The organism is Streptomyces sp. NPDC028289 (assembly GCF_055565975.1).
The window spans coordinates 151,150-172,687 of record NZ_JBVHTI010000001.1 but is presented as its reverse complement, the minus strand read 5'-3'; the positions used below and the strand labels follow the sequence as shown (position 1 = coordinate 172,687).

20 protein-coding genes and 1 pseudogene are annotated in these 21,538 nt (G+C 70.5%); 9 read left to right on the top strand and 12 right to left on the bottom strand.

Translation table 11 applies throughout. The features are described 5' to 3' along the window. Positions 1 to 2 precede the first annotated feature (2 nt). The 5 genes from tpiA (at position 3) to pgi (ending at position 4,777) form a co-directional block, all read left to right on the top strand. On the top strand, positions 3 to 779 hold the full coding sequence (gene tpiA, locus ACZ4UV_RS00840) for a triose-phosphate isomerase (RefSeq protein WP_451020251.1): 777 nt from the start codon (positions 3 to 5) through the stop codon (positions 777 to 779). A 117-nt stretch (positions 780 to 896) separates the two neighbouring features. Then, the gene (secG, locus tag ACZ4UV_RS00835) at positions 897 to 1,127 is read left to right on the top strand and encodes a preprotein translocase subunit SecG (protein WP_177233337.1); all 231 of its coding nucleotides are present in this window, start codon (positions 897 to 899) and stop codon (positions 1,125 to 1,127) included. Between the two features lie 210 nt (positions 1,128 to 1,337). Next, on the top strand, positions 1,338 to 1,673 hold the full coding sequence (locus ACZ4UV_RS00830) for an RNA polymerase-binding protein RbpA (protein ID WP_003976875.1): 336 nt from the start codon (positions 1,338 to 1,340) through the stop codon (positions 1,671 to 1,673). A gap of 186 nt (positions 1,674 to 1,859) precedes the next feature. Beyond that, positions 1,860 to 3,053 (top strand): MFS transporter, encoded by a 1,194-nt coding sequence (locus ACZ4UV_RS00825; protein WP_467836441.1) that lies wholly within the window; start codon positions 1,860 to 1,862, stop codon positions 3,051 to 3,053. A gap of 71 nt (positions 3,054 to 3,124) precedes the next feature. Further along, positions 3,125 to 4,777 carry a glucose-6-phosphate isomerase gene (pgi, locus tag ACZ4UV_RS00820; RefSeq protein ID WP_467835113.1) on the top strand — a complete coding sequence of 551 codons (1,653 nt, stop codon included), beginning with the start codon at positions 3,125 to 3,127 and terminating at the stop codon, positions 4,775 to 4,777. A gap of 62 nt (positions 4,778 to 4,839) precedes the next feature. Here the strand turns inward: pgi and pgl are convergent, their stop codons facing one another. From pgl to tkt, 5 genes are read right to left on the bottom strand one after another with little or no spacing between them, the layout of a single operon-like run. After that, a complete protein-coding gene (gene pgl / locus ACZ4UV_RS00815) occupies positions 4,840 to 5,622 on the bottom strand; it encodes a 6-phosphogluconolactonase (protein ID WP_390038337.1) in 783 nt (260 codons plus the stop codon). Further along, complete coding sequence (gene opcA / locus ACZ4UV_RS00810; protein WP_451020330.1) at positions 5,619 to 6,722, bottom strand: glucose-6-phosphate dehydrogenase assembly protein OpcA; 1,104 nt, start codon at positions 6,720 to 6,722, stop codon at positions 5,619 to 5,621. The genes pgl and opcA overlap by 4 nt, the downstream gene beginning before the upstream one ends. Then, positions 6,719 to 8,242 (bottom strand): glucose-6-phosphate dehydrogenase, encoded by a 1,524-nt coding sequence (gene zwf / locus ACZ4UV_RS00805; RefSeq protein WP_451020331.1) that lies wholly within the window; start codon positions 8,240 to 8,242, stop codon positions 6,719 to 6,721. Before zwf ends, opcA begins: the two co-directional genes overlap by 4 nt. A gap of 4 nt (positions 8,243 to 8,246) precedes the next feature. Next, a complete protein-coding gene (gene tal / locus ACZ4UV_RS00800; RefSeq protein ID WP_351485738.1) occupies positions 8,247 to 9,365 on the bottom strand; it encodes a transaldolase in 1,119 nt (372 codons plus the stop codon). Between the two features lie 33 nt (positions 9,366 to 9,398). Next, positions 9,399 to 11,486 (bottom strand): transketolase, encoded by a 2,088-nt coding sequence (gene tkt, locus ACZ4UV_RS00795; protein WP_451020332.1) that lies wholly within the window; start codon positions 11,484 to 11,486, stop codon positions 9,399 to 9,401. Positions 11,487 to 11,864: 378 nt separating this feature from the next. Between tkt and ACZ4UV_RS00790 the strand changes: the two genes are divergently transcribed. The 4 genes from ACZ4UV_RS00790 to ACZ4UV_RS00775 all read left to right on the top strand — a co-directional run bounded on the left by ACZ4UV_RS00790 (position 11,865) and on the right by ACZ4UV_RS00775 (position 15,226). Then, on the top strand, positions 11,865 to 12,818 hold the full coding sequence (locus ACZ4UV_RS00790) for a heme o synthase (protein WP_451020333.1): 954 nt from the start codon (positions 11,865 to 11,867) through the stop codon (positions 12,816 to 12,818). A 55-nt stretch (positions 12,819 to 12,873) separates the two neighbouring features. Beyond that, positions 12,874 to 13,194, top strand: coding sequence for a hypothetical protein (locus tag ACZ4UV_RS00785; RefSeq protein WP_390038348.1), 321 nt, complete (start codon positions 12,874 to 12,876; stop codon positions 13,192 to 13,194). A 163-nt stretch (positions 13,195 to 13,357) separates the two neighbouring features. Then, positions 13,358 to 14,464 carry an amidohydrolase family protein gene (locus ACZ4UV_RS00780; RefSeq protein ID WP_390038349.1) on the top strand — a complete coding sequence of 369 codons (1,107 nt, stop codon included), beginning with the start codon at positions 13,358 to 13,360 and terminating at the stop codon, positions 14,462 to 14,464. An 18-nt stretch (positions 14,465 to 14,482) separates the two neighbouring features. Continuing rightward, the gene (locus ACZ4UV_RS00775) at positions 14,483 to 15,226 is read left to right on the top strand and encodes a nucleotidyltransferase (RefSeq protein WP_451020334.1); all 744 of its coding nucleotides are present in this window, start codon (positions 14,483 to 14,485) and stop codon (positions 15,224 to 15,226) included. Here the strand turns inward: ACZ4UV_RS00775 and ACZ4UV_RS00770 are convergent. From ACZ4UV_RS00770 to ACZ4UV_RS00740, 7 genes and pseudogenes are all read right to left on the bottom strand, one after another. Continuing rightward, positions 15,181 to 16,200 (bottom strand): COX15/CtaA family protein, encoded by a 1,020-nt coding sequence (locus tag ACZ4UV_RS00770; RefSeq protein WP_451020335.1) that lies wholly within the window; start codon positions 16,198 to 16,200, stop codon positions 15,181 to 15,183. The genes ACZ4UV_RS00775 and ACZ4UV_RS00770 overlap by 46 nt on opposite strands. A 25-nt stretch (positions 16,201 to 16,225) precedes the next feature. Then, on the bottom strand, positions 16,226 to 16,777 hold the full coding sequence (locus tag ACZ4UV_RS00765) for a tetratricopeptide repeat protein (RefSeq protein ID WP_467835105.1): 552 nt from the start codon (positions 16,775 to 16,777) through the stop codon (positions 16,226 to 16,228). Between the two features lie 397 nt (positions 16,778 to 17,174). Continuing rightward, positions 17,175 to 17,384: a hypothetical protein gene (locus ACZ4UV_RS00760; protein ID WP_467835102.1), complete on the bottom strand. Its 210-nt coding sequence runs from the start codon at positions 17,382 to 17,384 to the stop codon at positions 17,175 to 17,177. 131 nt (positions 17,385 to 17,515) lie between these two features. After that, complete coding sequence (locus tag ACZ4UV_RS00755; RefSeq protein ID WP_467835100.1) at positions 17,516 to 18,889, bottom strand: amylo-alpha-1,6-glucosidase; 1,374 nt, start codon at positions 18,887 to 18,889, stop codon at positions 17,516 to 17,518. A gap of 166 nt (positions 18,890 to 19,055) precedes the next feature. Next, positions 19,056 to 19,616, bottom strand: a pseudogene (locus tag ACZ4UV_RS00750) (glycogen debranching N-terminal domain-containing protein); the annotation flags it as partial. A gap of 98 nt (positions 19,617 to 19,714) precedes the next feature. Then, positions 19,715 to 20,497, bottom strand: coding sequence for an ABC transporter permease (locus ACZ4UV_RS00745; protein ID WP_467835098.1), 783 nt, complete (start codon positions 20,495 to 20,497; stop codon positions 19,715 to 19,717). A gap of 88 nt (positions 20,498 to 20,585) precedes the next feature. Continuing rightward, complete coding sequence (locus tag ACZ4UV_RS00740) at positions 20,586 to 21,509, bottom strand: ABC transporter ATP-binding protein (protein ID WP_467835096.1); 924 nt, start codon at positions 21,507 to 21,509, stop codon at positions 20,586 to 20,588. Between the last annotated feature and the right edge of the window lie 29 nt (positions 21,510 to 21,538).

The window sequence follows — 21,538 nt, the reverse complement described above, 5'->3', positions numbered from 1 at the left end:
ACATGAGCACGCGCACGCCGATCATGGCGGGCAACTGGAAGATGAACCTCAACCACCTCGAGGCCATCGCGCACGTCCAGAAGCTCGCCTTCGCCCTGGCCGACAAGGACTACGAGGCCGTCGAGGTCGCCGTCCTGCCGCCCTTCACCGACCTGCGCTCCGTGCAGACCCTGGTCGACGGCGACAAGCTCAAGATCAAGTACGGCGCCCAGGACCTCTCGGCACACGACTCCGGCGCCTACACCGGCGAGATCTCCGGCCCCATGCTGGCCAAGCTGAAGTGCACGTACGTGGTCATCGGCCACTCCGAGCGCCGCCAGTACCACGCCGAGACCGACGAGATCGTGAACGCCAAGGTCAAGGCCGCCTACAAGCACGGCCTCACCCCGATCCTGTGCGTCGGGGAGGAGCTGGACGTCCGCGAGGCGGGCAACCACGTCTCCCACACCCTCGCCCAGGTCGAGGGCGGTCTCAAGGACCTCCCGGCCGAGCAGGCCGAGACCGTCGTGATCGCCTACGAGCCCGTGTGGGCCATCGGCACCGGCAAGGTCTGCGGCGCCGCGGACGCCCAGGAGGTCTGCGCCGCGATCCGCGCCAAGCTCGCCGAGCTGTACAGCCAGGAGCTGGCCGACCAGGTCCGCATCCAGTACGGCGGCTCCGTCAAGTCCGGCAACGTGGCCGAGATCATGGCGCAGGCCGACATCGACGGCGCCCTGGTGGGCGGCGCCTCGCTGGACGCGGACGAATTCGTCAAGATCGTGCGCTTCCGCGATCAGTGATCGGGCGGAGCGAGTAGGCCACGGGGGCGATCCGTCGTACCCTTGCGGGGACAAGGCGGTCAGCTGCCTTGTCCCCGTCGTTCATCCGAATCCGAGAGAGTTGGTCCAGCCGTGGTTTTGGGGTTCTCGATCGCCCTGATCGTCTTCAGCCTGCTGCTGATGCTGCTGGTGCTGATGCACAAGGGCAAGGGCGGCGGCCTCTCCGACATGTTCGGTGGCGGTATGCAGTCCTCCGTCGGCGGCTCCTCGGTCGCCGAGCGGAACCTGGACCGGATCACCCTGGTGATCGGTCTGCTGTGGCTCGCGTGCATCATCGTCCTCGGCATCCTGATGAAGACGAACAGCTGATCCGCGACTCGCACACACGCACAATCCGTACGTAAGGCCCCATGTTCGGTACGCGCACCTGAGCGCGGCCTATCATGGGGCTTGCGTCTAGGTGCTGGGGCGGTAACTCCCACCACTGGACGCGCGTTGGGCCTTACGTAGACTGAGGCGCTCGCAACGAAGCGACACGCCGACTCGCTTCGCGGCACCATCACGCAGGGAGTTACGACCGTGGCAAGTGGCAACGCGATCCGAGGTAGCCGGGTCGGGGCGGGGCCGATGGGCGAGGCCGAGCGCGGCGAGTCCGCGCCGCGTCTGCGCATCTCCTTCTGGTGCTCCAACGGGCATGAGACGCAGCCGAGCTTCGCCAGCGACGCGCAGGTGCCCGAGACCTGGGACTGCCCGCGCTGTGGCTTCCCGGCCGGTCAGGACCGGGACAACCCGCCGGACCCGCCGCGCACCGAGCCGTACAAGACGCACCTCGCGTACGTACGGGAGCGGCGCAGCGACGCGGACGGCGAGGCGATCCTCGCCGAGGCGCTCGCCAAACTGCGGGGCGAGATCTAGGAGTTGAGACCGGCCGGGTGCCCACGAGGCGCCTGGCCGGAGCTGTCTCCGCGGCCGGGGCCCGGCCCGTTGTCAGTGGTGCCCTCTACGGTTCGTGTATCGGCGGATCGTGAGGGGGCGGCGGTGACGGTGGGCGAGGGGGCACCGGTGTGGCGCGGGGGATTCGGGCGGCTGTGGACGGCCGCCGTGGTCTCCCGGTTCGGGGACGCGTTACGGTCGTCCGCGCTGCCCCTGCTGGCCGCGCGCCTGACCGACGACCCGCTCGCCGTCGCCTCGGTGACAGCCTGCGGCTATGCGCCGTGGCTGCTGTTCGGGCTGCTCGGCGGTGCCGTCGCGGACCGGGTGGACCAGCGGCGCGCGATGTGGGCCGTGGACACGGTACGAGGGCTGCTCGTCGCCGCCTTCGCACTCGCCGTGGCGGTCGGTCACGCCTCGATCCCCCTGCTGCTCCTGCTCGCCTTCGCGCTCACCACCCTGCAGACACTCTTCGACAACGCCTCCACGGCCCTGCTGCCCTCCCTGGTGGACCGGCACGCCCTCGGCGGTGCCAACGCCCGGCTGATGACCGGCCAGCAGATCGCCGGCGGCCTGCTCGGCGCCCCGCTCGTGCCGCTGCTCCTGGCGGCCGGCGCGACCGTGCCCTTCGCGGCCGACGCGAGCACCTTCCTCGCGGCCGCCGCCCTGGTCGCCTCGCTGCGGACCCGGCCGGCGGAGCGGGCCCCACGCCCGGCCGGCAGCACCCTGCGCACGGAGATCGGCGAGGGCCTGCGCGCCCTGTGGCAGGACCGCCCCCTGCGGGCCGCCTGCGTGGCCACCCTGCTCTGCAACATCGGCATGGGCGCCCTGATCGCCACCCTCGTGCTGCACGTCACGCGCTGGCTGCACGCCGGCACCGCCGGATACGCCGCGGCCATGACCGCGTACTCGGCCGGCAGCATCACCGGCGGCTTCCTCGCCCAGCGCATCGCCCGCCGCACCGGCCGGGTCCGGGCCCTGCTGGTCGCCGGCACGGTGCAGACGTCGTCCCTACTGCTCATCGGCACCGTCCGGCACCTCGGTGCCCTCGTCGTCGGCATGCTGCTGCTCGGCGCGATGAACATGGTGTGGAACGTCAACCAGGTCACGCTGATGCAGCAACGCGCGCCCGAGTCGATGACCGGCCGGATCGCCGCCGCCTTCCGCACCTCCTCCACGTCCGGCGCGCCGCTCGGCGCCCTCCTCGGCGGAGCCGTCGCGGGAGCCTACGGCCTGAACGGGCCCGCGCTGCTGGGTGCCGTCCTCTTCGGCCTGGCCGTCACCTCGTTGATACCGGTGCGCAAGCCGGACGTACCTGTTGTTGCGCCGCGGGACGGCGCGACGGCAGGCCGTGCCCCGAGCTGATCAACTAGGTTGGAACGGCAGCGGCACAGGCGCGCAACAGGACAGGTGCAAGGAAGAAGGCTGAAGTCGGAATGAACGCAGACGGCCGTACCAGGCTCAACCAGACGCCCGAGTGGACCGCGCTCGCCAAGCACCGGGAGGAGCTCGCCGAGACCCATCTGCGGGACCTGTTCGACGCCGACCCGGGACGCGGCACGGGCTACACACTCCAGGTCGGCGACCTCCACATCGACTACTCGAAGCACCTGGTCAACGACGAGACGCTGCGGCTGTTGCGGGAGCTGGCCGCCGCCACCGACGTGTTCGGCCTGCGGGACGCCATGTTCCGCGGCGAGAAGATCAACGTCACCGAGGACCGCGCCGTGCTGCACACCGCCCTGCGCGCCCCGCGCGACGCGGTGATCGAGGTCGACGGCGAGAACGTGGTGCCGCAGGTGCACGCCGTCCTGGACAAGATGGCCGACTTCGCCGGCCGTGTCCGCTCCGGCGCCTGGACCGGCCACACCGGCAAACGCATCAAGAACGTGATCAACGTCGGCATCGGCGGTTCCGACCTCGGCCCCGCGATGGCCTACGAGGTGCTGCGCAGCTTCACCGACCGCGACCTCACGGTCCGCTTCGTCTCCAACGTCGACGGCGCCGACCTGCACGAGGCCACCCGCGACCTGGACGCGGCCGAGACCCTCTTCGTCATCGCCTCCAAGACGTTCACCACCATCGAGACGATCACCAACGCGACTTCCGCCCGCAACTGGCTCCTCACCGAGCTGAAGGCCGGTCAGGAAGCGGTCGCCAAGCACTTCGTGGCCCTGTCCACGAACGCCGGGAAGGTGACGGAGTTCGGCATCGACCCGGACAACATGTTCGAGTTCTGGGACTGGGTCGGCGGCCGCTACTCCTACGACTCGGCGATCGGTCTCTCGCTGATGATCGCCATCGGCCCGGACCGCTTCCGGGAGATGCTGGACGGCTTCCACCTGGTCGACGAGCACTTCCGCACCGCTCCCGCCGAGTCCAACGTGCCCCTGCTGCTCGGCCTGCTGGGCATCTGGTACGGCAACTTCCACGACGCCCAGTCGCACGCGGTGCTGCCCTACAGCCACTACCTCTCCAAGTTCACCGCCTACCTCCAGCAGCTGGACATGGAGTCCAACGGCAAGTCGGTGGACCGGGACGGCCGGCCGGTGCAGTGGCAGACCGGCCCGGTGGTGTGGGGCACGCCCGGCACCAACGGCCAGCACGCGTACTACCAGTTGATCCACCAGGGCACCAAGCTGATCCCGGCGGACTTCATCGGCTTCGCCGAGCCGGTCGCCGAGCTGAGCGGTGAACTCAAGGCGCAGCACGACCTGCTGATGGCGAACTTCTTCGCCCAGACCCAGGCGCTGGCCTTCGGCAAGACGGCGGAGGAGGTCCGCGCGGAGGGCGTGGCCGAGGAGCAGGTCCCGCACCGCACCTTCAAGGGCAACCACCCGACGACGACCATCCTCGCGCGGGAACTCACCCCGTCCGTGCTCGGCCAGCTGGTGGCGTTGTACGAACACAAGGTGTTCACCCAGGGCGCCGTCTGGAACATCGACTCCTTCGACCAGTGGGGCGTGGAGCTGGGCAAGGTGCTCGCCAAGCGCATCGAGCCCGCCCTCACCGAGGGCACCGAGGTACCCGGCCTGGACGCGTCGACGACGGCGCTGGTGGCCAAGTACCGGGAGCTGCACGGGCGTTAGGCCCGGCCGTGAAAGAACCCGTACGGCCGCGACGGCCGTACGGGTTCTCTGTCAGTGCTTCGTCACGCCGAAGCCGGCGGATACAGCGACCTTGGCAGCTGGGAGGCCGCCGTCGAGTCCAGCAGCCAGAGCGTGCGTTGGCGGCCCTGGGCGCCTGCTGCCGGGGCCTGGATCTCGCCCGCGCCGGAGAGGGCGATGGCGACGGCCTCGGCCTTGTCCTCGCCCGCCGCCAGGAGCCAGACCTCGCGGGCCGAGCGGATGGCGGGGAGGGTGAGGGAGACCCGGGTCGGCGGGGGCTTGGGGGCGCCGTGGACGCCGACCACCGTGCGTTCCGTCTCGCGAACCGCGGGCAGCTCCGGGAAGAGCGAGGCCACGTGGGTGTCCGGGCCGACTCCCAGCATCAGGACGTCGAAGGTGGGCACCGAGCCGTGGTTCTCGGGGCCGGCCGCGCGGGCCAGCTCCGCCGCGTAGGCCTCGGCCGCCGCGTCCACGTCCGTGCCCCAGGGGCCGTCCGACGCGGGCATGGCGTGCACGCGCTTCGGGTCCACCGGGACCTGGTCGAGCAGGGCGTCGCGGGCCTGGGTGACGTTGCGCTCCGGGTCGCCCTCGGGCAGGAAGCGCTCGTCGCCCCACCAGAGGTCGAGCCGGCCCCAGTCGATGGCGTCCCGGGCCGGGGCCGCCGCCAGGGCCGCCAGCAGGCCGTTGCCGTTGCGGCCGCCCGTGAGGACCACGGACGCCTCGCCCCGGGAGGCCTGGGCGTCCACGATCTTCGTGATCAGGCGGGCCGCGGCGGCCTGCGCCATCAGCTCCTTGTCGCGGTGCACGACCAGCTGGGGAGTGCTCATGTCGCCTTCGCCCTCTTCTTCAGCGGCGGCCTTTCCTGCGGTGCCGCTTCTGTCGTGGGAGCCTCGGCAGCGGCTTCGGGGGCTGCTGCCGCACGGGTGACCGGTTCTCCTTTGGGGGAGACCTCCGGAGCCGGAGCTTCCGGAACCGGCACCGGTTCCGTGGCCGGGGAGGCCGACGCGTTCAGGCGCTCCACGCCGAACCGCAGCGCGGACGCGTAGGTGTCGTCCGGGTCGAGCCGGCGCAGCTCCTCCGCGATCAGCTCGGCCGTGTCGCGCCGCTTCAGCGCCACCGCACGGTCCGGCTGACCGTCGATGGACAGGGTCGCGAGGGAGCCGTCCGCGCGGTCCAGCGCGATCGCGCCCTCGCTGGTGGCGAGCCGGACCGCGGTCAGGCCGGGGCCGGCCGACAGGGAGCGCTTGACGGGGACGTCCAGCCGGTCCGCGAGCCACATCGCCAGCAGCTCGCAGCTCGGGTTGAACTCCTCGCCCTCCACCTCGACCGCCTTGACCTCGCAGACCACCTGGTCCAGGGCCGCCGCCAGCATCGAGCGCCAGGGCGTGATCCGGGTCCAGGACAGGTCCGTGTCGCCGGGGGTGTAGGCGTCCGCGCGGGCGGACAGCTCCCGTACCGGCTGCTCGGAGGAGTAGGTGTCGGTGACCCGGCGCTGGGCGAGGGCACCGAGGGGGTCCTTCGCCGGGTCGAGCGGGGCGTTCACCGGCCACCAGACGACGACCGGGGCGTCCGGCAGCAGCAGCGGCAGGACGACCGAGTCGGCGTGGTCGGCGACCTCGCCGTACAGCCGCAGCACCACCGTCTCGCCGGAGCCCGCGTCCGCGCCCACCCGGACCTCGGCGTCCAGGCGGGACGCCGTACGGTCGCGGGGGGAGCGGGAGACGCGCTTGATGACGACCAGCGTGCGCGAGGGGTGCTCGTGCGAGGCGTCGCCGGCGGCCTTCAGGGCGTCGTACGCGTTCTCCTCGTCGGTGACGATGACGAGGGTGAGCACCATGCCCACGGCGGGCGTGCCGATGGCCCGGCGGCCCTGCACCAGCGCCTTGTTGACCTTGCCGGCCGTGGTGTCCGTGAGGTCTATCTTCATGGGCGGCGCCAGCTCCGTCCGTCTCGTGCCAGCATCTCGTCGGCCTCGGCGGGGCCCCAGGTGCCGGACTTGTACTGGGCGGGCCTGCCGTGCGTGTCCCAGTACGTCTCGATCGGGTCGAGGATCTTCCAGGACAGCTCGACCTCCTCCGTGCGCGGGAAGAGGTTGGCGTCGCCGAGCAGCACGTCCAGGATGAGCCGCTCGTACGCCTCCGGCGAGGACTCGGTGAAGGACTCGCCGTAGGCGAAGTCCATCGACACGTCCCGGATCTCCATCGAGGTGCCCGGCACCTTGGAGCCGAAGCGGACGGTGACGCCCTCGTCGGGCTGGACGCGGATGACGATCGCGTTCTGCCCCAGTTCCTCGGTGGCCGTCTGGTCGAAGGGGGAGTGCGGGGCCCGCTGGAAGACCACCGCGATCTCGGTGACGCGGCGGCCGAGGCGCTTGCCGGTGCGCAGGTAGAAGGGGACGCCCGCCCAGCGGCGGTTGTCGATCTCCAGCTTCACGGCGGCGTAGGTGTCGGTCTTCGACCTGCCGTCGATGCCGTCCTCTTCGAGGTAGCCGATGACCTTCTCGCCGCCCTGCCAGCCGGCCGCGTACTGGCCGCGCACGGTCGAGGTGCCGAGGTCCTTGGGCAGTCGTACCGCGCCGAGCACCTTCTCCTTCTCCGCGGCCAGCGCGTCCGCGGAGAAGGAGGCCGGCTCCTCCATGGCGGTCAGGGCCATGAGCTGGAGCAGGTGGTTCTGGATGACGTCACGGGCCGAGCCGATGCCGTCGTAGTAGCCGGCGCGGCCGCCGATACCGATGTCCTCGGCCATGGTGATCTGCACGTGGTCCACGAAGGACCGGTTCCAGACCGGCTCGAACATGGTGTTGGCGAAGCGCAGCGCCAAGACGTTCTGGACGGTCTCCTTGCCGAGGTAGTGGTCGATCCGGAACACCTGGTCGGGTTCGAACACCTCGTGCACGACCTTGTTGAGCTCCTCGGCCGACTTCAGGTCGTGGCCGAAGGGCTTCTCGATGACCGCGCGCCGCCAGGAGCCGCCGGACTGGTCGGCCAGCCCGTGCTTCTTCAGCTGCTGGATGACCACCGGGAAGGAGCGCGGCGGCACCGAGAGGTAGAAGGCGAAGTTGCCGCCCGTGCCCTGCGCCTTGTCCAGCTCCTCGATGGTGGAGCGCAGGCGCTCGAACGCGTCGTCGTCGTCGAAGGTGCCCTGGACGAAGCGCATCCCCTGGATGAGCTGCTGCCAGACCTCCTCGCGGAACGGGGTGCGGGCGTGTTCCTTGACGGCGTCGTGGACCTCGGCGGCGAAGTCCTCGTTGGCCCACTCGCGGCGGGCGAAGCCGACCAGGGAGAAGCCCGGCGGCAGCAGACCCCGGTTGGCGAGGTCGTAGACGGCGGGCATGAGCTTCTTGCGGGAGAGGTCGCCCGTGACGCCGAAGATGACCAGACCCGACGGCCCCGCGATACGCGGGAGCCGTCGGTCGGCGGGGTCACGCAGCGGGTTGCTGCTTGACAAGATGTCAGCCCTCCGAGGGGGCCAGGCGCTCCAGCTCCGCCTGGGTCGACTTGAGCAGGTCGTTCCAGGACGCCTCGAACTTCTCGACGCCCTCGTCCTCCAGTACCTGGACCACGTCGTCGTACGAGATCCCGAGCGCCTCGACGGCGTCGAGGTCGGCGCGGGCCTGCTCGTACGTGCCGGTGACGGCGTCGCCTGCGATGTCGCCGTGGTCCTCGACCGCGAGGAGAGTGGCCTCCGGCATGGTGTTCACCGTGTTCGGCGCGACCAGGTCGACGACGTACAGGGTGTCCTTGTACGCCGGATCCTTCACGCCGGTGGAGGCCCACAGCGGACGCTGCTTGCGGGCGCCCGCGTTCTCCAGCGCCTGCCAGCGGTCGGAGGAGAAGACCTCCTCGTAGGCCTGGTAGGCGAGCCGGGCGTTGGCGACGGCGGACTTGCCGCGCAGCGCCTTGGCCTCGTCGGTGCCCAGGTCGTTCAGGCGCTTGTCGATCTCGGTGTCCACGCGGGACACGAAGAACGACGCCACCGAACGGATGAGCGACAGGTCGAGGCCGCGCTCCTTGGCCTTCTCCAGGCCGGTCAGGTAGGCGTCCATGACCTTGCGGTAACGCTCGAGCGAGAAGATCAGCGTGACGTTGACGCTGATGCCGAGGCCGATGACCTCGGCGATCGCCGGCAGACCCGCCTCGGTGGCCGGGATCTTGATGAGCGTGTTGGGGCGGTCCACCAGCCAGGCCAGCTGCTTGGCCTCGGCGACGGTCGCCTTGGTGTTGTGCGCGAGGCGCGGGTCGACCTCGATCGACACCCGGCCGTCCTGGCCGTCGGTCGCGTCGAAGACCGGGCGCAGGATGTCGGCGGCGTCGCGGACGTCCGCCGTGGTGATCATGCGGATGGCCTCTTCGACGGTCACCTTGCGGGCGGCGAGGTCCGAGACCTGCTGCTGGTAGCCGTCGCCCGAAGAGATCGCCTTCTGGAAGATCGTCGGGTTGGTGGTGACGCCCACGACGTGCTGCTGGTCGATCAGCTCGGCAAGGTTGCCGGACGTGATCCGCTTGCGCGACAGGTCGTCCAGCCAGATCGCGACGCCCTCCTCGGAGAGGCGCTTGAGTGCGTCTGTCATGGAATTACATCTCCTACGTGTCGTATATGAGCGTCAGCGCTGGGCGGCGGCGATGGATTCCCGGGCCTTGGCGGCCACGTTCTCGGCAGTGAAGCCGAACTCGCGGAAGAGCACCTTGCCGTCGGCGGAAGCACCGAAGTGCTCCAGGGAAACGATGCGGCCGGCGTCCCCGACGTACTTGTGCCAGGTGAGACCGATACCCGCCTCGACCGACACCCGCGCCTTGACGGACGGCGGCAGGACGCTGTCCCGGTACCCCTGGTCCTGCTCCTCGAACCACTCCACGCACGGCATGGACACGACGCGCGTGGGCACGCCGTCGGCCTCCAGCTGCTCGCGCGCCTCGACGGCGACGTGCACCTCGGAACCGGTGGCGATGAGGATGACCTCGGGGGTCCCGTCGGACGCCTCGAACAGGACGTAACCGCCCTTGACCGTGTCCTCGTTGGACTCGTACACCGGCACGCCCTGACGGGTCAGAGCCAGGCCGTGCGGAGCGCCCTTGCCGAAGACCTTCGTGTAGCGCCTGAGGATCTCGCGCCAGGCGATCGCGGTCTCGTTGGCGTCGGCCGGGCGGACCACGTTCAGGCCCGGGATGGCGCGCAGCGAGGCGAGGTGCTCGACCGGCTGGTGGGTCGGGCCGTCTTCGCCGAGACCGATGGAGTCGTGGGTCCACACGTACGTCACCGGCAGGTGCATCAGCGCCGACAGCCGCACCGAGTTGCGCATGTAGTCGGAGAAGACGAGGAACGTACCGCCGTAGACACGGGTGTTGCCGTGCAGGGTGATGCCGTTCATCTCCGCGGCCATGGAGTGCTCACGGATACCGAAGTGGATGGTGCGGCCGTAGGGGTCCGCGCCCGGCAGCGGGTTGTCCGCCGGCAGGAACGAGCTGTCCTTGTCGATGGTCGTGTTGTTCGACCCGGCGAGGTCGGCGGAACCACCCCACAGCTCCGGGATCACCGCACCGAGCGCCTGGAGCACCTTGCCGGAGGCCGCGCGGGTCGCGACGCCCTTGCCGGGCTCGAAGACCGGGATCTTCTCCTCCCAGCCCTTGGGCAGCTCGCCCGCGGAGATGCGGTCGAAGTCCGCGGCCCGCTCGGCGTTGTTGTCCCGCCACAGCTGGAACGACTTCTCCCACTCGGCCTTGGCGGCGGCACCGCGCTCCCCGGCCTGCCGGGTGTGGGCGATGACCTCCTCGGCGACGTCGAAGCTCTTGTCCGGGTCGAAGCCGAGGACGCGCTTGGTGGCCGCGACCTCGTCCGCGCCGAGCGCCGAGCCGTGGGCGGCCTCGGTGTTCTGCGCGTTCGGGGCGGGCCAGGCGATGATCGAGCGCATCGCGATGAAGGACGGCTTGTCCGTCACCTTCTTCGCGGCCTCGATCGCGTTGTAGATGGCGTGCGGGTCCAGGTCGCCGTCCGGCTTCGGGGCGATGCGCTGGACATGCCAGCCGTACGCCTCGTACCGCTTGACGGTGTCCTCGGAGACGGCCGTCTCGGTGTCGCCCTCGATCGAGATGTGGTTGTCGTCCCACAGCAGGACCAGGTTGCCGAGCTTCTGGTGGCCGGCCATCGAGGACGCCTCGGCGGAGATGCCCTCCTGCAGGCAGCCGTCACCGGCGATGCAGTACACGAAGTGGTCGAACGGCGACTCGCCCTGCGGCGCGTCCGGATCGAACAGACCGCGCTCGTAGCGGGCGGCCATGGCCATGCCGACGGCGTTGGCGACACCCTGGCCCAGCGGGCCCGTGGTGGTCTCCACGCCCTTGGTGTGGCCGTACTCCGGGTGGCCCGGGGTCTTCGAGCCCCAGGTGCGGAAGGCTTCGAGGTCCTCCAGCTCCAGGCCGAAGCCGGCCAGGTAGAGCTGTGTGTAGAGGGTCAGCGACGAGTGACCGGCGGACAGCACGAAGCGGTCGCGGCCCACCCAGTCGGGGTCGGACGGGTCGTGCCGCATCACCTTCTGGAAGAGGGTGTACGCGGCCGGCGCCAGGCTCATCGCCGTACCCGGATGGCCGTTGCCGACCTTCTGTACGGCATCGGCGGCCAGGACGCGGGCGGTGTCTACGGCCCGCTGGTCCAACTCGGTCCAGTCGAGGTCTGTGGTGGTCGGCTTGGTGCTCACCCTGAGTCAGGGCTCCTCTCCACATGTTCGGTTACCGGTCCCCGGGCACACGCCCGCACCGGCTGCCGGTGCACTGGGTGCCCACCGGCCGTTGTCGAGCCTACCCCCGTAAGGACGTGCATTTTTTCGAGTGTTTCCAGACTGCCGGGACTCTCGGGGATCCGCCTCCCGACTGGCCGAGAAGGCATTCGGCACATGAATACGGAACCGCTCATCTGACTGCTCAATCGAGCCACCCCACCCCTCTCCCGAGACGCCCGCCAACACGACCCCACCCCCGCGAAGGTCGGGGTATGGGCAACGTCTAAAGTGGCGTGGTACGCGCGAGCCTTTACCGTGAGTTCACACGGCGGGGCTCGCTGGGAGTCTCTGTCAGGGGTGTGCGTGACGGCCGTCGAATCCCGTCCAGCGGGGGTGCTCGGTGCGAGCGAGAGCCCGAGCCACCGGCCGTTCGGGGCCCGTGTCAAAGCTTTCGTGGCGCTGACCAAGCCACGGATCATCGAGCTGCTGCTCATCACCACCGTTCCGGTGATGTTCCTGGCGCAGCAGGGTGTGCCCGACCTGACGCTGGTGCTGCTCACCTGCGTCGGCGGCTACCTCTCGGCGGGCGGCGCCAACGCGCTGAACATGTACATCGACCGGGACATCGACGCGCTGATGGACCGGACCTCGCAGCGTCCGCTGGTGACCGGCATGGTCAGCCCGCGCGAGTGCCTGGCCTTCGGCATCTCCCTGGCGGTCGTCTCCACCGTGTTGTTCGGTCTTACCGTCAACTGGCTGAGCGCCTGGCTGTCACTCGGAGCGTTGCTCTTCTACGTCGTCGTCTACACGATGATCCTGAAGCGCCGTACCTCGCAGAACATCGTGTGGGGCGGCATCGCCGGCTGCATGCCGGTGCTGATCGGCTGGTCGGCCGTCACCGACTCGCTCTCCTGGGCGCCGGTCATCCTCTTCCTGGTGATCTTCTTCTGGACGCCGCCGCACTACTGGCCGCTCTCCATGAAGGTGAAGGACGACTACGCGCGCGTGGGCGTGCCGATGCTGCCGGTCATCGCCTCCAACAAGGTGGTCGCCAAGCAGATCGTCATCTACAGCTGGGTGATGGTCGCCGTCTCGCTGCTCCTCACCCCCCTCGGCTACACCGGCTGGTTCTACACCCTGGTCGCCCTGGCGGCCGGCGGCTGGTGGCTTTGGGAGGCGCACGCCCTCCAGCACCGCGCGAAGGCCGAGGTGACGGGCGGAAAGCTCAAGGAGATGCGGCTGTTCCACTGGTCCATCACCTATGTCTCGCTGCTCTTCGTGGCCGTCGCGGTGGACCCCTTCCTGAGGTAAGGGTCACTTGGTCCCTCCGTCGCCAATCGATCTACCCGTCGGTAGCATCCTGTCCATGGCAGACACGCAGCAGGTTGACCAGAAGGCCGAGCGCAAGGTCGCGCGCCTCGCGAAGCGGATCGGCACCTTCGCCAGGGCCCACGGCGGAGCCGAGGGCCAGGTGGCCTACATCGGCGAACGCGGCGCCCGCATCGTCCTCGTCGGCGAGGACGGCGGCTGGGGCGACCTGGTGGCCCCGACGTACGAGATCGCCGAGCAGGCCGTCGCCAAGTCCGGCATCACCGTCCACGAGTCCTTCGACGGCGAGTTCGCGGCGAAGGTCCAGACGGGGCCTTACGAGTGGAAGCGGATGGCCGGCATTCAGATCGGCGGTTGAACAGGCGCCCCGCAAGGGGCGCGGGGCTGTATCTGCTGTGCGGCTCCGCCGCGTGGGCGCGAACAACCCCCACCGGCCCGCGGCCGAAGAACGACCGCACCCCGCGACCTCCAACCCGTTCACCCGTTAAGACGGACATGCAGCCGTCCACACGGGAGCCCGGATGATCGAGACGCCGAACCTGGTGGACCAGTACTGCCACGGAGTGCTCCGCACCGAGCTGGGCCTCGGCACCTTCGAGGCCCAGCTCGCCCGCACCGAAGGCCCCCCGGCCGCCGGCACCACCCTCTTCGACACCCAGACCGGTTTCGCGGTACGGCGCTGGTGCCCCCCGCTCCTCGGCCTGGAACCCCACTGCGCACCGGCCCGCTACCTGGCCCGGCGCCGCGAACTCGGCGTCCTGGAGGCCGGCCGCCGTCTCCTGCGCGGCAGCGGCATCACCACCTACCTCGTCGACACCGGACTGCCCGGCGACCTCACCGGCCCCGCCGAGATGGCCTCGACCGGCGCCGCCGCGGCCCGCGAGATCGTCCGTCTGGAACTCCTCGCCGAGCAGGTCGCCGACACCTCCGGCACCGTCGAGTCGTTCCTCGCCAACCTCGCCGAGTCGGTGCACGGCGCGGCCGCGAACGCGGTCGCCTTCACCTCCGTCGCCGGGGTCCGGCACGGCCTGGCCCTGGCCCCCGAACCCCCCGGTCCCGGTGAGGTGAGAGGCGCGGCCGGCCGCTGGCTGGCGGGCCGCCGGGTCGGCGGCGAGCTGGCCGACCCGGTCCTCCTGCGGCACCTGCTCTGGATCGCCGTGGCCTCCGGTCTCCCGCTGCAGCTGCACGCGGGCCTCGGCGAGCCCGGGGCCCGGATCGACCGCACCGATCCGGTCCTGCTCACCGACTTCGTCCGGGCCACCGCCGGCCTCGGCACCGACCTGGTCCTCCTGCACGGCTACCCCTACCACCGCCACGCCGCCCACCTCGCCGGCGTCTTCCCGCACGTGTACGCCGACTCGGGCGCGGCCCTGGTGCGCACGGGCGCCCGCGCCGCGACGATCCTCGCCGAGATCCTGGAACTGGCCCCCTTCGGCAAGATCCTCTTCTCCAGCGGCGCCCACGGCCTGCCCGAGCTGCACGTGGTCGGCGCCCGCCTGTTCCGCGAGTCCCTCGCCCGGGTCCTGGGCACCTGGGTCGCGGAGGACGCGTGGTCCCTGGGCGACGCCCAGCGCGTGGCCGGGCTGATCGCGGCGGGGAACGCGAAACGGGTGTACGGGCTGGAGTGAACTGTCCAGACTGAGCGCATGGACACCGAGACGTTACTGGCCCGCTTCGTCCGCGAGCTGTCGGCACTGGATCCCGTGGCCGTCTGGGCACACGGCTCGCTCGCCGCGGGCGACGACTACCAGGAGGGCCGCAGCGACCTGGACCTGATCGCGGTCCTGCCCGGCCCGGTGACCCCGGCCGTCGTATGGCGGATCCGCGTGGCGCACGCCCGGCTGCGCGCGCTGCCGCTCGCCGCCGTCCTGCACTGCACCTACCTGACCCCGTCGACCGCGGCCGACCCCGCCCGCCGCCACTGGACCTGGGCGCACCAGCGGCTGTTCAGACGGGCGGTCACCCCGGTGACCCGGCGTGAGCTGCACGCTTTCGGACGGGTGCTGCACGGCCGGGCCCCAGCCGCACTGCTGCCACCCGTGACGAACCGGGAACTCGGCGACTTCGTCGTCCGCGACCAGCGGGAGTACTGGCGACCCGCCGTCGACAAGGCCTCGCGGTGGACACAGGCCGTCTGGGTCGATCTGGGCCTGATCACCTTCGCCCGCGCCACCGTCACCGCCCGCGAGGGCCGCCTGATCTCCAAACGCGAGGCACTGGACCTGCTGCCCGGCCTGGGCGCCCCCGCCGAGGTCGTCGAGGACATCCGAAGCCGCCGCTACGACGCTCATCCCGCCGCGCCCACCAAGGACTGGACGGCGCACCGGGCCAGGCTGACCCGGGACTACCTGGGCCCGGCGATCGACGCGCTCACGGCGTCGTACGGCTGAGTCGGCACGTCGGCCGTGGTCTCGGCGCGTTCCCGCAGTGAGAACAGGACCCGCAGCACGCCGATCCACACCAGGCAGGAGCCGAACATGTGCAGGCCGACCAGGACCGTGGGCAGGTGCGTGAAGTACTGGACGTACCCGATCACGCCCTGACCGAGCAGGATCAGGAACAGGTCGCGGACGCGGTCCCGCGGACCCTGGGGCGCGCCGACGCCCTTGAGGAAGAACCACAGGGCGAAGGTCAGCGACACCACGATCCAGGCGAACACCGCGTGCAGCTCGGCGACGCCCGACCAGCTGACGTCGATGCGCTCGACGTCGCCGGAGTCGCCCGGGTGCGGTCCCGCGCCGGTCACCACCGTGCCCGCGGCGATGAGCAGCAGCGACACGGCCACCAGGGCCCACACCAGCTGCTGCACGGCCCTGCCGACCAGCGGACGGGGCTCGCCGTCACCCTCGCGGGTGCGCTGCCACATCAGGGCGGCGACCGTGATGAGGGCCGTCGCCAGCAGGAAGTGCGCGGCGACGGTGTACGGGTTGAGGCCGACGAGCACCACGATGCCGCCCAGGATCGCGTTGCTCATCACGAGCCAGAACTGCGCCCAGCCCAGCCGGGTCAGGCCGCGCCGGAACGGCTTCTGGGACCGGGCCGCGATGATCGCCCAGCCGACCGCCGCGCACAGCACGTAGGTCAGCATGCGGTTCGTGAACTCGATGGCGCTGTGGTAGCTCAGCGCGTCGGTCGGGGTCAGCGAGCCGGCGGTGCACTCGGGCCAGGTCGGGCAGCCGAGCCCGGATCCGGTGAGCCGCACCGCGCCGCCGGTGACCACGATGACCACCGACATGAGGAGCGCGGCGAGAGCCGCCCGCCGGACGGTCCGGGGCTCCGGCGTCCAGTGATCGGCGATGAAGGCGAGCGGGTTGCGCAGCGCCGCTACGAGGTCGGCGGGGGTCAGCTTTGGCACGGGCACCATGGTAGGGGGCCGCTTGTGCATGCGTTCACGAGGGTGCCGCGTCAGGAGCGATCGACGGGTGCGGCTCGGGCTCGGGCAGCGTCTCGCTGAAGAGCGCCTCCTTGATCCGGCGGGCTCGGCCACGGAGCTCCGCCTTCGCGGTCGCGTCCGTGGTGCACTGTGCAAGGCGTTCGTACACCGCGACGAGCGAGGGATGGCTGTCGCCGAGACGGGTACGGAAGATTTCTTCGGCGAGCAGCAGCGTCTGCTCGGCGTTCACTTCCTCGCCCGTGGAGAGGACGACCGTGCCGCCGGTGGCGATCAGGACGGCGCCGAGGCGGGAGAGGGTCTTGGCCCGGTAGGGATGTCCGGCGTCGTAGGAGCCGCGGTAGATGGACTCCGCCTCCAGCAGGGCGTCCAGAGCCTCCTGGTGGCGTCCTTGGGCCAGCCGTAGAGACCCCAGCTTGTTGAGGCAGGCCGCGTACTTGTGTTCCTCGCTCTCGCGGCGTTCGAAATGCAGGGCCACTACGGGCCCGAGGAGAGCGTCGGCCTCGTCGAGCCGTCGGCGTGCCTCGCGCATCATCCGGGCGCGGCGCATCGGGTGGTGGGTCCCTCGCGCACGGGCCCGCACCTCCTCGGCACGGCGCCGCAGGACGTCCGCCAGGAACGTCCGCGGCGAACACGAGGGGTGGCATCAGGAACGAGGCAAGCATGTTGATCTCCAGTTCGGTTTCGTCGACAACCGCTTCGGGATTCACTCGCCGCAGTTCCTTCTTGCAGTACTTGAATGCATTGAAACCCCAGTCCGGCCGGTGGCCACCGCCTGCTCTGGAACCGGTCGGTACGGGAGGGCTGGTCAGCCAGCGCTTGAGGTCGGGGTGTCTGAGGAGGAAATCTTCCGCGCGGTCGACTCCGTAGAGGAGGCGCAGATGATCGAGCATGGCTGCCGCGTCTGGCGGAGAATATCGAGGGAATCTCGACAGCAGGCCGATCACTCAGAAGGCGAGCTCCCGCGATATGTAGCCGACGATGAAGCTGAGGGAGATGAGAAGCAGGCCGAGTACGATCGCCAAGGGGGTGGACATCGACCGCGTCTCACGGATGATGAACTCCCAGGTTTCTCGCGGAACTTTGACGCGGACGAGCGTGAAGACCCCCGCTGCGCTCAGGCAGAAACCCGGCGCCAGAACGCTGGTCACCGTCACGGGAGGCAATATGGTTCTGACTGTTGCGGACATGACATTTCCGGCCGTGATCATACTCATGAAATCTCCCGTTGTTCGAAGCCCGCAGCTCACCGGTTCCGCGACACGTTTCGCCGTGCCCCGTCACTGATTCAGCCGTCGTGGACGCGCCAGCCTTCTGGAGCCCCGGAGACCGTCGCCGTCCCGTCCACCTCGACGGTCAGTCGGTGACCCGCGAGCATGAATCCACGCACGGACAGTGGAGCGGCTGCCGCGGGCCTGGCAGTCAGCGTCCGGAGGGCGGCATCGGGCCGCAGCCCGAGCAGGGCGGCCAGGACGGCCACCCCGGACGCCGCGGACCAGCCCTGTGGCCGGCAAGCGGCGGGATAGGCAAGAGGTGCGGGGGAACCGTCACTGCGTGCGTCGCCCGCGTACAACTCCGGCATCCGGTACCCGAAGTGCGTCGCGGCGTCGAGCAGCCCGTGTAGCAGGGCCAGCGCCTCCCGGTGGTGTCCCGTCGCGCACAGCCCGCGCACCGCGATCGCCGTGTCGTGCGTCCACACCGAACCCCCGTGATAGCTGAGGGGGTTGAAACCAGGCACGGTGGCCGACCGGCTGCGCAGGCCCCACCCGGAGTTGAACTGTGGATGGGCCAGCCAGGCGGCGACATCACAACAGCCCTCCTCGTCCAGAATTCCCGTTGACAGCAGTTGGCCCATGTTCGAGGCGGGGCCGCTGACGGGGGTGGGGCCGCGGCCCACCGCGATGGCGACATAGCGTGCGGCCGGGCCGTCGGCCGAGCAGATCCAGAAAAGGTCTGCGAAACGTCTCTTCAGGGCGGTGGCCCAGGTCACGAGCTGTTGAGCTTCGTCCCGCCGGTTTCGGTGCCGGAGCAGCGCGGCCAGGCCCTTCGCGGCCTCGTACGCGTATCCCTGTACTTCGCAAAGCGCCAGCGGCGGCTCTATGCGACGGCCTTCGGCGTCCCTTACCGCGTCCTCGCTGTCCTTCCACGACTGGTGGCGCAGCCCACCGGGGCGCGGGCTGTAGCGCAGCAGTCCGTCGGTGTCCGCGCTGGTCTGCTCCAGGACCCAGCCCATGGCACGCTCCGCGTACGGCAGCAGCGCGTCGACCTCGGCGTCCGGCAGCCCCCAGTGCCAGGCTTCCACCAGTAGCGTCACGAACAGCGGGGTGGCGTCGACCGAGCCGTAGTAGTGGGAGGGGAGCAGCATGCCGTTGCCGTGCAGGGCCGCGGCGGGGCGCAGTTCGTGCAGGATCCGTCCGGGTGCCTCCTCCCGGAACACGTCGTGCTCCTTGCCCTGACGGCGGGCCAGCGCCCACAGGGTGCCACGGGCCAGGTCGGTGCCGAGCGGCAGCAGCATCCGTGCCGACCAGATCGAGTCCCGGCCGAAGAGGGTGAGGTACCAGGGACAGCCCGCCGCGATGAACTGGTCCTCGGCAGCGCCGTCGGCACCGCCGAGTGGGTCCGCCAGTCGCAGTGCGTCGAGGTCCCGCAGGCCCCAGGACACCAGATCCCGCAGCCGTCGGTCGTCGGTGTCGATCGCTCCAGGGCGTGGGCCCGCCGGGGCGTACCGGATGCCCTGACGGCTCAGGAACCGCGCGGCCCGCGACGGTGACCGTGACCTGCCACGACTCGCCCGGCCTCAGGACCACCGGCGACCAGGTGAGGGTGCCGCCCTCGGGGCCGTCGGCGACCGCGGGGCCGGTCACGGACGCGGTGGTCCGGAGTTCCGCGTGCCCGGAGGCGGAGCGCCACTCCAGTCCCGCCCCGCCGCTCGCCCCGGTGCACGGCACGGGCGCCCGGCGGCGGCCCCGCTTCACGTCGGCGATGTCGGCCAGGTCGGTCGCCGCGGCCAGTTCCACCCGCAGTCGGCGCTCGCTGGTGCCGACGTTGCGCAGCGAGATGGTCTCGCCCACGCCCGCGGTGCGCACCCGCTCGACGATCATCGTCGGATCGTCCGTACGGTCTCTCGGGTCGCGAAGGACCGCGGTGAACCGCACCTGATGCGGGCTGAGGGACTGGACACCGATGGGCTCGGGCTCCCGGTCGTTGAGGAGCAGGCACAGCGTGTGCAACAGACGGCGGTCATGGTCGTAGAAGCCCTGGACGTGTGCGCCGCGCAGTTGTCCGTCGCGCGGTGAGGCGGCGAAGGCCGGGGCGTCGACACAGATGACGACGTCGTGCAACAGCGGCTGCAGTGATCTTGGTGCTGGTGAGTCCGCGGATTCGAACACGGGTGGGGGTCTTCCCGCTGCGTGTGCCTCTCATTCGCGCGGGAGACACGAGGGCGTCACCCGTCGCACCCCGCAAGACCGGACCGCGTCATTCCCCGTCACTCCCAGCGGAAGAACCTACCCGCAGCCCCCAGCCCCACCACAGCCCACACCGCCAGGATCCCCAGGTCCCTCCAAGGCATCCCCGCCCCGTGCTGGAGCACGTCGCGCAGCCCGTCCGACAGCGCCGAGATGGGCAGCAGGCCGAGTGCGTGCTGGGCCCCGCCGAACTTGTCCAGCGGGACGATGACCCCGCCGCCCACGAGCAGCAGCAGGAACACCAGGTTGGCGGCGGCCAGGGTCGCCTCCGCCTTCAGGGTGCCCGCCATCAGGAGGCCGAGGCCGGAGAAGGCGGCCGTGCCGAGGACCAGGAGGAGCAGGACGGCGAGGGGGTTGCCGTGAGGGGACCAGCCGAGGGCGAAGGCGATCACCGTCAGGAGGATCACCTGGAGGATCTCGGTGACCAGGACCGACGCCGTCTTCGCCGTCATCAGGGCCCAGCGGGGCAGCGGGGAGGAGGCGAGGCGCTTCAGGACGCCGTAGCGGCGCTCGAAGCCGGTCGCGATGGCCTGGCCGGTGAAGGCCGTGGACATGACGGCGAGGGCGAGGATGCCGGGGGTCAGGAAGTCGACCGACTTGCCGGATCCCGTGTCGACGATGTCGGCCGAGCTGAACAGCACGAGGAGCAGGGTCGGGATCACGACCGTCAGGAGCAGCTGCTCGCCGTTGCGGAGCAGCATCCTCGTCTCCAGGGCCGCCTGCGCCGCGATCATGCGGGGGAGCGGGGCGGCACCCGGCCTCGGGGTGAAGGTGCCGGTGTCGGTGCCGGTCGCGGTGGTCATGAGCGCGGCTCCTTGCCGGTCAGCTCCAGGCTGTGCCTTCCCGGGGGACAGGCCCCGGGCCCCGGTCCGATCCCCGTGCGAGCCGGAATCATGAGCGCAACTCCTTGCCTGTGAGCTCCAAGAACACGTCTTCCAGGGTGTGCCGCTCCACCGAGATGCGGTCGGGCATCACGCCGTGCTGGGCGCACCACGAGGTCACCGTGGCCAGCAGCTGGGGGTTGACCTTGCCGACGACCCGGTAGGAGCCCGGGGTCAGCTCGGCGGCCGTGGAGTCGGCCGGCAGCGCCTTGAGGAGCGAGCCGACGTCGAGGCCGGGGCGGCCGCTGAACCGGAGGGTGTTCTCGGCGCCGCCCTTGCACAGCTGTTCGGGGGAACCCTGGGCGATCACCCGGCCGGCGTCGATGACGGCGACGTCGTCGGCGAGCTGCTCGGCCTCCTCCATGTAGTGCGTGGTGAGGATGACCGAGACGCCGTCGGCGCGCAGGTCCCGGATCAGGTCCCAGGTGGCGTGGCGGGCCTGCGGGTCGAGGCCCGCCGTCGGCTCGTCGAGGAAGACCAGCTCCGGGCGGCCGACCACGGCCATGGCGAGCGCGAGGCGCTGCTGCTGGCCGCCGGAGAGGCGGCGGTACGACGTCCGGCCGCAGCTGCCGAGGCCCAGCCGCTCCATCAGGGCGTCCACGTCCAGCGGATGCGCGTGCAGCTTCGCCACGTGCCGCAGCATCTCGTCGGCGCGGGCGCCCGAGTAGACGCCCCCGGACTGGAGCATCACGCCCACTCTGGGGCGCAGCTCGGCGGACTGCCGTACGGGATCGAGGCCCAGGACGCGCACCGCGCCGGAATCCGGCTTGCGGTACCCCTCGCAGGTCTCGATCGTGGTCGTCTTGCCCGCCCCGTTGGGGCCGAGTACGGCGGTCACGCCCGCCTCGGCGGTCAGATCGAGGCCGTCCACAGCGGTCTTGGCGCCGTACCGCTTCACCAGGTCCCGCACCTGGACCACCGGCTCACTTCGCATGGTGACAGAGTCTAAGGACGCCTGCCGTC